The 11994-nt window shown below is 66.2% G+C and carries 8 protein-coding genes and 1 pseudogene; 6 read left to right on the top strand and 3 right to left on the bottom strand.

Annotated features, from left to right (window positions below):
• Nucleotides 1-24 precede the first annotated feature (24 nt).
• Nucleotides 25-1104, bottom strand: coding sequence for a D-2-hydroxyacid dehydrogenase (locus VIQ49_RS10060; RefSeq protein ID WP_331883930.1), 1080 nt, complete (start codon nt 1102-1104; stop codon nt 25-27).
• Between the two features lie 86 nt (nt 1105-1190).
• On the opposite strand from VIQ49_RS10060, the gene VIQ49_RS10065 reads away from it, so the two are divergent.
• From VIQ49_RS10065 to VIQ49_RS10090, 6 genes are all read left to right on the top strand, one after another.
• The gene (locus tag VIQ49_RS10065; RefSeq protein ID WP_331883932.1) at nt 1191-2453 is read left to right on the top strand and encodes an aspartate aminotransferase family protein; all 1263 of its coding nucleotides are present in this window, start codon (nt 1191-1193) and stop codon (nt 2451-2453) included.
• A 7-nt stretch (nt 2454-2460) separates the two neighbouring features.
• Nucleotides 2461-5487: an FAD-binding and (Fe-S)-binding domain-containing protein gene (locus VIQ49_RS10070; RefSeq protein WP_331883935.1), complete on the top strand. Its 3027-nt coding sequence runs from the start codon at nt 2461-2463 to the stop codon at nt 5485-5487.
• A 13-nt stretch (nt 5488-5500) separates the two neighbouring features.
• Entirely contained in the window at nt 5501-7006 is a 1506-nt protein-coding gene (locus VIQ49_RS10075; protein WP_331883937.1) for an NAD-dependent succinate-semialdehyde dehydrogenase, read from the top strand.
• A gap of 90 nt (nt 7007-7096) precedes the next feature.
• Nucleotides 7097-8296, top strand: a complete 1200-nt coding sequence (locus tag VIQ49_RS10080; RefSeq protein ID WP_331883940.1) for a M24 family metallopeptidase — start codon at nt 7097-7099, stop codon at nt 8294-8296.
• A gap of 39 nt (nt 8297-8335) precedes the next feature.
• The gene (locus VIQ49_RS10085; protein WP_331883943.1) at nt 8336-9592 is read left to right on the top strand and encodes a PLP-dependent aminotransferase family protein; all 1257 of its coding nucleotides are present in this window, start codon (nt 8336-8338) and stop codon (nt 9590-9592) included.
• Nucleotides 9589-10800 carry a M20 family metallopeptidase gene (locus VIQ49_RS10090; RefSeq protein WP_331883945.1) on the top strand — a complete coding sequence of 404 codons (1212 nt, stop codon included), beginning with the start codon at nt 9589-9591 and terminating at the stop codon, nt 10798-10800. Before VIQ49_RS10085 ends, VIQ49_RS10090 begins: the two co-directional genes overlap by 4 nt.
• Before the next feature lie 143 nt (nt 10801-10943).
• Here the strand turns inward: VIQ49_RS10090 and VIQ49_RS10095 are convergent, their stop codons facing one another.
• Nucleotides 10944-11324, bottom strand: coding sequence for a hypothetical protein (locus VIQ49_RS10095; RefSeq protein ID WP_331883947.1), 381 nt, complete (start codon nt 11322-11324; stop codon nt 10944-10946).
• A gap of 302 nt (nt 11325-11626) precedes the next feature.
• Nucleotides 11627-11994 (bottom strand): annotated as a pseudogene (locus VIQ49_RS10100) (MFS transporter); the annotation flags it as partial.

Here is an 11994-nt window from a genome sequence, read left to right on the forward strand (position 1 = left end):
TAGGCCCAGGTTGGACAAAACATCTCAGCCCGCCCGGACATACCCCAGGGCCTTGTCGACCTGATTCGCCGGCGCCTCGCCCTGCGCGTACGTGCGCAGGTTGTCGAGGAACCGGTCGGCGAGTTCGTCACGCCAGCCCACCACGTCCCCGCTCATGTGGGCGGAGATGTGCACGTTCTCCATGTCCCACAGCGGGCTCAGCTCGGGTAGCGGCTCGGTGTCGAACACGTCCAGCGACGCCGCCGCGATCGCGCCGGTCCGCATCGCCTCGATGAGCGCGAGTTCGTTGACGAGTTGACCCCGGCCGACGTTGATCAGGTGCGACGTCGGTTTCATCGCCGCCAGGACCTCAGCGCTGATCAGGCCCGTGGTCTGCTCGGTCAAAGGTGCAATCGTGATCACGTTGTCGAACCGCCCCACATATCGGGAAAGGTCATCGGTGGCCAGCACCGTCCCGAAGTCGGGGTCGCCGGTGCGTTCGGTCCGGCCCGCCCCGGTCACCTGCAGGCCGACGGTCCGGAGCAATCGGGCCACGGCCCGGCCGATCCCACCGGTGCCGATCACCAGTGCGCTGCGGCCGGCGGTCCGGATGGTGTCGCGGCGCTCCCAGCGCTTTTGCTGTTGGAGTCGTTGTGACCGGTGGAACTGTTTGTCCTGCGCGATGATCGACCCGAGCACGAACTCGGCGATCGGCCCGTCGAAGACACCGTGGGCGTTGGTGACGATGACGTCGGACGACCGGAGTTCGTCGAACAGCATGGCGTCGACGCCGGCTGCACACACATGCACCCAGCGCAGGGTGTTCGCCTGCGCCCAGTTGTCCCGCAACGCTGCGGAGAAGAAGTCCCAGAGCAGCAGTACATCTGCCCCTTGCCCGTCCGAGAGCGCCGGACCCAGGCTGTTGGTGGTGCAGACGCGCACCTCCGCGACCTCGCGGATCTGCGCCAGGTTCGCGGGTTCGTCCAATCCGTCGCGAGTCAGGATCGCGACCACCGGTTGTCCGGTGCCGGAGACGAAGCCGGAGGCGGAGCTCGACCCTGTGCCGGAGACGAAGCCGGAGGCGGAGCTCGACCCTTTGCCGAAGGTGTTCTGTCCAGTTCCCATGGGGCCACGGTAGGGCAGTGACGCGACAACCTCGACCCGACTGTCCAATTGTTGACAATCCTTCAATCCGGCGTCACGGTGTACCAATGAGCCCTACCAAGCTGAGCCCCGCGCTGAAGCAAGCGACGCCTGTGGTCGTCGACCACGCCAAGGGATCATGGATCCACGGCACCGACGGCGTCGACTACCTCGACTTCACCACCGGCATCGGAGTGACCAGTACCGGTCACTGTCACCCGAAAGTGGTTGCGGCAGCCCAGGAACAATGCGGCAAGATCATCCACGCCCAGTACACGACCGTGATGCACAAGCCACTTCTCGAGCTCACCGACAAACTCGGCGAGCACCTGCCCGCCGGCCTGGATTCGGTGTTCTACGCAAACTCCGGGTCCGAGGCGGTCGAGGCCTCGGTACGTCTGGCCCGCATGGCCACCGGGCGTCCCAACATCGTGGTCTTCCAGGGCGGCTTCCACGGACGCACCGTCGCCGCAGCCACGCTGACCACCGCCGGAACCCGGTTCTCCGCCGGCTTCTCACCGCTGATGGGCGGCGTCCACATGGCCCCGTTCCCCTACGCCTTCCGGTACGGCTGGGACGAGCAGACCGCGGTCGACTTCGCGCTGCGTGAACTCGATTACCTGTTCGCCTCCCGGGTCGCCCCGAACGACACGGCCGCGTTCCTGATCGAGCCGGTTCTCGGTGACGGCGGCTACCTGCCCACCCCACCGGCATTCCTCGCCGGCCTGCGCGAACGGGCCGACAAGCACCGCATCACCCTCATCCTCGACGAAGTCCAGGCCGGTGTCGGGCGCACCGGGAAGTTCTGGGGCCACCAGCACACCGCCGGACTGACCCCGGACATCCTGATCACCGCCAAGGGGATCGCCTCGGGCTTCCCCATCTCGGCCATCGCCGCGCCGGAGTCGATGATGGCCAAGGCCTGGCCGGGGTCGCAGGGCGGCACCTACGGCGGTAACGCCGTCGCCGCCGCGGCCGGCGTCGCGACCCTCGAGGTGATCGCCGAGGAAAACCTGGTCGACAACGCCCGTGTCCGGGGCGACCAGATGCTGCAGGGGTTGACCGAACTCGCCCCGAAGTTCAGCCAGATCGGCAACGTTCGCGGGCTCGGCCTGATGGCGGGCATCGAGTTCGTCAACGACACCGGTGCCCCGGACGCGGCCGCGGCCGCGGCCGTCCAGCAGGCCTGCGTCCCCGAACGGCTGCTCACCCTGACATGCGGCCCGATGGGCAATGTCGTACGCCTGATCCCCGCCCTCGTGGTCACCGAAGACGAGATCGCCACCGGGCTGAACCGGTTCGAATCCGCGCTCACCGCGGCCCTTGGATAGTAGGGTCATGGATCTTGCGCCATCCCCCCACCGCATCTGCGATGAACTCACCGCCCTCGGCCTGAGCGCCGATGCCTCATCGCGCCGCCGCACCGAGTACTCGTACGACGCATCGAACTACCGCCTGCCGCCGCTGGTTGTGGTGTTCCCCCGCACTGATCAAGAAGTCGCGGCGGTGGCCTCGTACTGCCACCGCAATCACCTCACGCTGACCGCACGTGGTGGCGGAACCGGGATGGGCGGCAACGCCATCGGCACCGGCGTGATCCTCGACTTCTCCAGGTTCATGAATCAGGTCCTCACCGTCGACGCCGAACAGCGCACGGCTGTGGCCCAGGCCGGGATCGTCCTGACCGCGCTGCAGGGCGAGGTCCGCGGAGCGACCGGCGGCTCGCTCACCTTTGCCCCCGATCCGTCGAGTCAGTCCCGGGCCACTCTCGGCGGCGCCATCGCCAACGACGCCTGCGGGAATCACTCTGTGCGCCACGGCCGGACCACCGATCATGTCGAATCACTGAACCTCGTCACCGCCGAAGGCCTGCTCCTGACCGCGACCCGCACCGGCCTCGTGGCCACCGATCCCACCGACGCCGACGCGGCCGACCGTGCCGCCGAGCTTTCCGCGCGCCTGACCGAACTGACGGCGTCGCACCTGGGCGCCATCCGCACCGAGATGGAACGCATCCCACGCCAGGTCTCCGGATACCATCTCGGCAAACTCCTGCCGGAGAACGGCTTCGACGTCGCCCGCGCCCTCGTCGGCACCGAGGGAACCTGCGCGATCGTGGTCTCGGCGACCGTGCGACTGGTGCCTAGGGCCACCCGGCCGTTGTTGCTGTGCCTGGGATACCGCAACGTGGTCGACGCCGCCCGCGACGTCCCAACCCTCCTCGAATTCGCGCCGTCGGCGATCGAAGGCATCGACGAGCGGATCGTGGCGACCATGAGAGCTCGCCGCGGCGACGACTCGATCGCCGGACTGCCGGACGGAAATGCCTGGCTCTACGTCGATCTCGACGACGAGAGCAGTTCGGACAGCTCGGCGGAAGCGGCTCTGGATCTACTCGACAAACTGCGCGCCAACGGTCGTCTGGTCGACGGACGTACCGTGCCCGACCCGTCGCAACGGGTCTCGCTCTGGCGGATTCGCGAGGACGGCGCCGGCCTCTCGTCTCGGCTGGTCGATCCGGAGGACATCGCGCCCGAGGAGGGTGGTCACGGCGGGGCGTACGAATCCTGGCCGGGCTGGGAGGATTCCGCCGTCGCTCCCGAGAATCTCGCCGAGTATCTCGAGGGTTTCGAGCAGCTCCTCGACCAGCACGGGCTGACCGGTGTGATGTACGGGCACTTCGGGGCCGGGTGCATGCACGTACGCATCACCTTTGATCTTCGCAGTGACGAAGGCCGGGCAACCATGAGGCGCTTCTGCACCGAGGCCGCAGAACTGGTTGTCGCCCACGGTGGTTCGCTATCCGGTGAGCACGGCGACGGTCGGTCGCGGTCGGAGTTCCTGCCGATCATGTATTCCCCCGAACTCATCTCGGCGTTTGCCGACTTCAAGAAGATCTGGGATCCGACCGGCATCCTCAATCCCGGCAGCATCGTAGACCCGGATCGGATCGACGACCATCTCGCTCTTGCCGATGTGCCGAACCGGATCTGGAAGACCGCCTTCGACCTCGGGACGCCTGGACTCTCCGACGGCGGCAAGCCCGGCCTCGACCCCTTTGTGCACGCCGTACAGGGATGTATCGGAGTCGGGAGGTGCCGGTCCGCCTCGGGCGGCGTGATGTGTCCGAGCTACCGGGCGACCGGAGACGAAAAGGATTCCACACGTGGCCGGGCCAGGGTTCTGCAGGAAATGGTCCGCACTGCACCGGACATCAAGGCGGGCTGGCGAGACGCCGATTCCCGCGAAGCCCTCGATCTGTGCCTGTCGTGTAAGGCCTGTTCCACCGACTGCCCGGTCGGCGTCGACATGGCCACGTACAAGTCCGAGTTCTTCTCCAACTACTACCGGGGGCGCCTGCGGCCGCTGTCGCACTACTCGCTGGGCTGGATGCCGGCCTGGCTCAAGGCCGCTGCACCCCTGGCACCGCTGATCAACAAATCGCTGTCCGGACCGCTGGCCCGGGTTGCCGCGAAGGCCGGCGGTCTCGACCCCCGGCGCACGATGCCGGCGTTCTCTACCCGGAAACAGGTGCGGGCGTCGATGTCCGGGTTCCGGATCGACTCGTCCGCCGACACCGTTCTGTTTGTCGATTCGTTCACGAAGGCCTTTCGCCCGCAGGTCGCGGCTGCGGTTGCGGGCGTGCTGGGCAGTGCCGGCCGGACGATCAGCTGCGAGTCGGACAACTGTTGTGGACTGACCTGGATTTCCACCGGTCAACTCGGTCGCGCGAAGAAGGTGCTCGAACGCACCGCAACCGCGCTCGACGACGGCACCGACCGACCGATCGTCGTTCCCGAGCCGAGTTGCGCTGCCGCCCTGCGTAAAGACCTGCCCGAACTCGTCCACACCGACGCCGCCAAGCGGGTCGCCGCCCGCGTCCGCAGCTTTGCCACCGAGGTCGGCCATCTCCTCGACAGCGGATGGCAGCCCCCGGTTCCGCTCCCCGCCGAGGTCACCGTCCAGACACATTGCCATGAATACGCGACCTTCGGGCCGAACACACAAGCGGCAGTGCTGCGCAGACTCGGCGCCACCACCGTCCACCAGGCCGACGGTTGTTGCGGCGTCGCAGGCAATTTCGGTTTCGAGAAGGGCCACTACGAGGTGAGCATGGGGGTGGCCGAACAGGCCTTGGCACCCGCTCTGCGCGCTCACGCCGACCACACGCCGGTCTTGACGGACGGATTCAGTTGCGCGATGGCGGTCCAGCACCTGACCGCCACCGACGCGACGGTGCCCGATGTGCCATCGGTGCATCTGGCCGAATTGCTCGACCCGCGTGGGCCGCGTGGGCCGCAGCCACCGAACCATCCACAGAGCACTCCATCATCCATCACTCGATCGTCCACAGAGCACCACTGAAGGAGGTACACCGATGACATCGTCCCCGGTACTGAGCACGGATCGAAAGGCTTTGGCGGCCGGGCTGATCGGCTCGCTGCCCACCGGCCTGTACATCGACGGTCAGTGGAAGCCGGCCGCGTCCGGTGCCACCTTCGACGTCGAGAACCCGGCCACCGGCCAGGTCATCGCGAAGGTCGCCAGGGGTGGCGCGACCGATGCCGCGGCAGCGATCGAGAGCGCGGCACGGCACCAGAAAGCCTGGGCCGCCACGTCTCCCCGCGAGCGGAGCGAGATACTGCGCCGCGCCTATGAACTGATCCTCGCGCGTCAAGACGACCTCGCCCTGATCATGACCACCGAGATGGGAAAGCCACTGGCCGAGGCCAAGGGCGAAGTCGCCTACGCCGCGGAGTTCTTCCGCTGGTTCTCCGAAGAGGCCGTGCGGATCGACGGTGACCACACCACCACCGGCGACGGCAAGAACCGCATCATCGTGACCAAAGAACCGGTGGGCCCCTGCATCCTGGTCACACCGTGGAACTTCCCGCTGGCGATGGGCACCCGCAAGATCGGACCGGCGATCGCCGCGGGCTGCACCATGGTGTTCAAGCCTGCCGAGCTGACACCGCTGACCGCCCTCGCGCTGACCGAGATCCTCACCATCGCAGGCCTGCCCGCCGGTGTACTCAACATTGTCACCACCGACGACCCGGGGTCGGTGGTCGAGACCTGGATGGACAGCGGATTGGCCCGCAAGATCAGCTTCACAGGCTCGACTCAGGTCGGAAAGCTGCTGCTGGCGCAGGCATCTCGAACCGTCATGCGCACGTCGATGGAACTCGGCGGCAACGCACCGTTCATCGTCTGCGAGGACGCCGATCTCGACAAGGCGGTCGACGGCGCGATGGTGGCAAAGATGCGCAACATGGGTGAGGCCTGCACCGCGGCCAACCGATTGTTCGTCCACCGCAGCGTTGCCGGCGAGTTCGCTGCCCGGCTGGCCGAGCGGATGGGTTCGTTGCGGGTCGGTGACGGGGCCGAGGACGGCACCGATGTCGGGCCGCTGGTGGAGGGCAAGGCGGTCGACAAGGTCAAGGAGCTGGTCGCCGACGCCGTCGATCGCGGCGCCACGATTGTCTGCGGCCAGGGGCCGGACTCCGCGGACGGAATCGGGACCGGTTACTTCTATCTCCCCACGGTGCTGGCAGATGTCGACGCAAAATCCGACCTGATGGGTACCGAGATCTTCGGTCCGGTCGCACCGGTGATCCCCTACGACACCGAGGACGAAGTGCTGGAGCTCGCCAACGACACTCCTTGGGGCCTGGTCGGATATCTGTTCACCCAGGACATCGACCGCGGTCTTCGGATGTCGGCGGCGCTGGAGGTCGGAATGGTGGGACTCAACACCGGCCTGGTGTCCAATCCGGCGGCGCCGTTCGGCGGTGTCAAACAGTCCGGACTCGGCAGAGAGGGCGGACGGGTCGGTATCGACGAGTTCCTGGAGATCAAGTACTTGGCGATCCCACGAACCTGAGCGTTCCAAATCCGCAGCGTCGCAGTACCGCAGCGTCGCGGCACCGCAGACGGCATCACGAAGATCAGACGCAGAAGGAGGTGTTGGTGGATGTATCTCGGCTCCCAGTTGTTCAGTGACACGGAATATCAGAACCGGCTCGCCGGAGTCCGGCGCCTGATGGACCGGCAGGGGTTGTCGGCGATCATCGTGACCGACCCGGCCAACATCTTCTACCTCATCGGGTACAACGCGTGGTCGTTCTACACGCCTCAGATGTTGTTCGTGCCGATGGACGGCGACATGGTGTTCTTCGCACGAGAGATGGACGCCCATGGCGCGCACCGCACCACCTGGTTGCCGCCCGAGCAGATTGTCGGATACCCGGAGAGCTACGTGCACCGGCCGCATGTCCATCCTTTCGACTGGGTGGCCTTTGCGCTGCGCCAGCGTCACCTCATCGCCCCGGCATCGCGGGGCGGGTCGGTGGGCCTGGAGATGGATTCACACTTCTTCTCCCCCAAGGCATATCGGGCCCTCGTCAACGCAATACCGGAGTGGAAGCTCGTCGACTGCTTCGAACTCGTCAACTGGGTGCGGTCGGTCAAGTCCGTCGCGGAGATCCAATTGATGCGGCAGGCGGGAATGGTCTGTTCGGAGGCGATGCGGGCGGCCATCGACACCATCGACATCGGGGTGCGCCAATGCGATGCGGCCGCAGCCATCTCGCAGGCACAGATCACCGGTACCGACCAGTTCGGTGGTGACTATCCGGCGATCGTCCCGATGATGCCCACCGGCGAGGCCGCCGACACCCCGCACCTGACGTGGAACGAGGGCACGTTTGTCAGTGGGGAGGCGGTGGTCGTCGAACTCACCGGCGCTCACAAGCGCTATCACTGCCCCTTGGCCCGCACCGTGGCGCTCGGGCCGGTCAACAAGGACGTCGACTACGTCGCAGGGGCCACCGCGGAAGGCCTGAACAACGTCCTGGAGGCCATCGCCCCCGGGGTGGCCACCCGGGAGCTGGCCTCGACATGGAACTGGACGCTGGCCAAGTACGGCCTCGAAAAGCATTCGCGGCTCGGCTATTCCATCGGCATCGGGTACCCGCCGGACTGGGGTGAGCGGACCATCAGCATCCGCACCGAGGACGAATCGGTCCTCGAGGAGAACATGACCTTCCACATCGTCTGTGGCATGTGGATGGACGGCTACGGATTCGAACTGTCGGAATCGGTTCGCGTCAGCGCCACCGGTGTGGAGACATTCACCAGTTTCCCCAGAGAGCTCATCCGAAAGGCGAGCTGACCAGAGAACGGACTGATCGAACAAGTGAGAGGAAAACGCATGACCGCAACCGAACTCTCCCACGGACCAACCGACTTCCCGCTCGCGGGCGGACCGACTTTCCCGCTCGCCGGCCGCGCCAAAGATCTGGTGGGATCGATGATCGATTCCTCGACGTCGCTACTTGCCGCGCAGAAGCACGACATAGTCCGGTTCGCCATGGGTTCTCCGGCCGACGAAGCGGTTCCGGCCGACGAGTTCCGCGAGATCGCGGGCAGCATCCTCGATCAGTCGTCGTTCACCTACGGCGCGTCCGAGGGTGAACCGCGATTGCTCGACCTGCTGGTGAAATACCTTGCCGGGACCCCGGATCCGGCCAGCGAGGATCGGCTGGTCATCACCACCGGCGGCATGCAGGGTCTCGACCTGGCCTGCAAGCTGTTCGTCGATCCGGGCGATCTGGTGATCACCGAGTCCCCCACCTACACCAACGGCAGCGCCACCGCGTTGTCGTATGGAGCGCACCTTCTCGAGGTGCCGGTCGACGACGAGGGCATGCTGGTGGACCTGCTCCCCGACCTCGTCGCCCGCACCCATCGGACACCCAAGGCGATCTATACGATCCCCAACTTCCAGAATCCGTCCGGTGTCACGTTGTCCCTGGAACGCCGGAAGGCGTTGCTGGAGCTGGCCCACAAGTGGGGCGCTTTGATCATCGACGACGACCCCTATGCGCTGCTTCGCTTCTCCGGTGAGGAGATCCCGTCCTTCCGGACCCTGAGCCCGGACGATCCGCTGATCTTCTCGGTCCGGACGTTCTCGAAGATCCTCGCGCCCGGATGGCGCGTCGGCTGGGTCGACGCCGATCCGGCGCTGCGTCAGCTGCTGATCAACGGCAAGCAGGCGATGGACACCTGCACCAACGTCCCGAACCAGCACATCGTCGCCGAGTACATCTCCCGTGGCGGCCTCGAAGACCACCTCGTCTCCCTGCGCAGCCTCTATCGCGTCCGGCGCGACGCGATGCTCGCATCGCTGAAACGCCATCTCGGCGAGAACTTCTCGACCACCAACCCCGACGGCGGCTTCTTCCTGTGGGTCACGTTGGATGGCAAGTATGCCGAACTCGACACCCGCGAACTCTTCGAGATCGCGCTGGCGCAGGGCGTGGCCTTCATCCCCGGACCCGCACTGTCCCCCGGCGGACACTTCCGTAACGCGTTGCGGCTCTGCTTCGCATCGAGCACTCCCGAACGGATCGACGAGGGGGTGCGCCGGCTGAAGAGCGCACTGGACCTGGCGGTGGCCGCCTCGTGACCGAGCAGATCGTTGATGCGGCTGTCGCTGCGGCTGCGGCTGCGGTGGTCGACCTCATCGACGAGGCCGAGCTGGTGTCGCTGACGCGGTCCCTGATCGACGCCGGCGGCGAGAATCCCGGCGGTACCGAGGGTCAGACCGTGGCGGTCCTCGACCGCGCCTGCCAGGCACTGGGTTTCACGGTCGAGACCTGGGATGTGACCCCGGGGCGGCCGAATCTGACGGCCACGTTGCCCGGCACCGGTGCCGCTCCCGGCCTCATGATCCTCGGGCACTCCGATGTGGTGCCGGCCGGCGATGGCTGGACCAGACGTCCCTTCGAGGCCAGTGTCACCGACGGCCGGATCTACGGGCGCGGTGCCACGGACATGAAGGGCGGCCTCGCGGCGGCGGTGATCGCGATGGCGGCCCTGTCGCGCACCGGAGTGCACTTGCCCGGCCCGGTGCAGCTGGCCTGCACGGTCGACGAGGAGGACCTGGGTATCGGCATCCGCGACTTCGTGACCCGTTCGTCGTCGTACCGGTTCGCCGGCTGCGTGGTCGCCGAGCCCACCGACCTCGAAACGGTGATCGCGTGTCGCGGTGCGTCATACATCGAGGTCGGGATCACCGGCCGGGCAGCCCATTCCGGACGGCCCGCCGACGGCCGTAACGCCATCGACGCGGCCGCCGCCATCATCGATCTGGTGCGCGCCGATCAGCGGCTCATGCTCGAGTCCCCGGATCCGTTGCTGGGTACCGGCACCTGGAACACCGGTCTCATCGAAGGCGGACAAGGTATTTCCGTTGTCGCGCCCAGCGCCACCGTCAGTTTCGATCGGCGACTCATGCCGGGTGAAGACGCATTCGAGGTCGCGAAATGGCTTCGCGGAGCCATCAACGATGCCGGTATCGATTCGGACGGCATCGCCGTCGATGTCGAGGTCACGATGGCGATGCCGGGCTTCCAGACCGATCGCGACCATCCGCTGGCCCGTCACGCCGCCGACGCGATCCGCGACGCCGGCGGCAGCACCTCCATCACCGGTTGGACAGCTGCCTGCGACGGAGGTTTCATCAACCGCGACTTGGGCATTCCGGCAATCGTCCTGGGACCGGGAGGCCTGAACGATCAGGCCCACCGCCCCGACGAATCGGTGTCGATCACCGAACTGGTGACGGCGGCAAAAGCCTACGCACTTCTGGCACTACGCCTGCTCTCACTCTGACTCTGCCGTACCACCCACCGCCGACCGTGCCCTAATCTCCGTCGACCGTGCCCTAATCTCCGTCGAGCGTGCGGAAATTCCGCCGACCGGGCCCTTGTCGTCGCCGAGCGTGCTGCCGGGTGCTCGGATCGTTCGCCGCTGGACTACCCACGGTAGCCGCGCTCTCGCAGAACCTCGTCGATGGCGCGGGTGTGGTTCATCGCGTAGTGTTCCGCCCGGACACGAATGATGTGCCACCTGATGAGCAACCTCAGCCAACTCTCCGGCGGAGATTCGGACTTGGTGTCGATGTGCGGAATCAACCCGCGAATCTGCCTGATTCCGCGCATACCAGGATGCTCGACGATGTATCTCCACAGGTCGCGCACTTCGAGACCTGTCGCCTTCAACAGGTCATCGAGGTGTCCCAACGCACGCCATTCCGGAGGCCGACGCCCCAGGTCGTAGGCAGTTCGAAGCACCGACAAAACCGGGATCCCGTCAATTGTGGTCACATCGGCAGGCGCCAGATCACTGCGAACCACGTTGATCCCTCCGCGGCGTTATAGCGTTCGCCCGAGTTTCGCACTTGCACCCGAACCCCAGAGTGATTTCTCATCCGACCTCATACGGAATCGACGCGGAAGCGTCGATTCCGGTTCCACCAAGATTCAGAACGGCACAGTCGGTGGCAACAGAGGCACGCTCGACGGCAGCAAGCGCACGCTCGGCGGGGTTAACGGCACGCTCGGCGGGGGGGAAAGGCCCGGTGGACGGCAACAAGGGCACGGTCAGCGGATTGCCCGCCGATCGTGCCCTTGTTGCCGCCGCGCTTGTCAGTTACAACTCAGTTGGAGCCGACCAATTTCTTCTCGGGGTCGGTTTCCTCGCCGGGCACGTCGGTGCCACGGATCGAGCATCCGGCAGTCTCACGCAGGAACGGCAGTGCGATCATGCCGACGACGCACGCCAGCATCATGTAGGCCGCCGGGAACAGTTCCCAGCCCTCGTTGGCCGTCACCGCATCGTTGATGAGTGGCGCCGTGCCACCGAATGCCGCAGTCGCGACGTTGTACGAAATCGCGAATCCCGCATATCGAACCTGCGTCGGGAACATTGCCGGGAACGTGGCCGAGATCGTGGACAGCTGCGGGATGTACAGCAGCCCCAGCACCAGGAACCCGATGATCGCCCATCCGAACCCCTGACCCATCA

This window comes from Williamsia sp. (assembly GCF_036566845.1).
In the GTDB taxonomy this organism is placed as follows: Bacteria; Actinomycetota; Actinomycetes; order Mycobacteriales; family Mycobacteriaceae; genus Williamsia.

Coding starts and splice junctions, on each gene's coding strand:
- VIQ49_RS10075 (WP_331883937.1), top strand. CDS start 5,501: ATGACATCGTCCCCGGTACTGAGCACGGATCGAAAGGCTTTGGCGGCC.
- VIQ49_RS10065 (WP_331883932.1), top strand. CDS start 1,191: ATGAGCCCTACCAAGCTGAGCCCCGCGCTGAAGCAAGCGACGCCTGTG.
- VIQ49_RS10070 (WP_331883935.1), top strand. CDS start 2,461: ATGGATCTTGCGCCATCCCCCCACCGCATCTGCGATGAACTCACCGCC.
- VIQ49_RS10060 (WP_331883930.1), bottom strand. CDS start 1,104: ATGGGAACTGGACAGAACACCTTCGGCAAAGGGTCGAGCTCCGCCTCC.
- VIQ49_RS10080 (WP_331883940.1), top strand. CDS start 7,097: ATGTATCTCGGCTCCCAGTTGTTCAGTGACACGGAATATCAGAACCGG.
- VIQ49_RS10085 (WP_331883943.1), top strand. CDS start 8,336: ATGACCGCAACCGAACTCTCCCACGGACCAACCGACTTCCCGCTCGCG.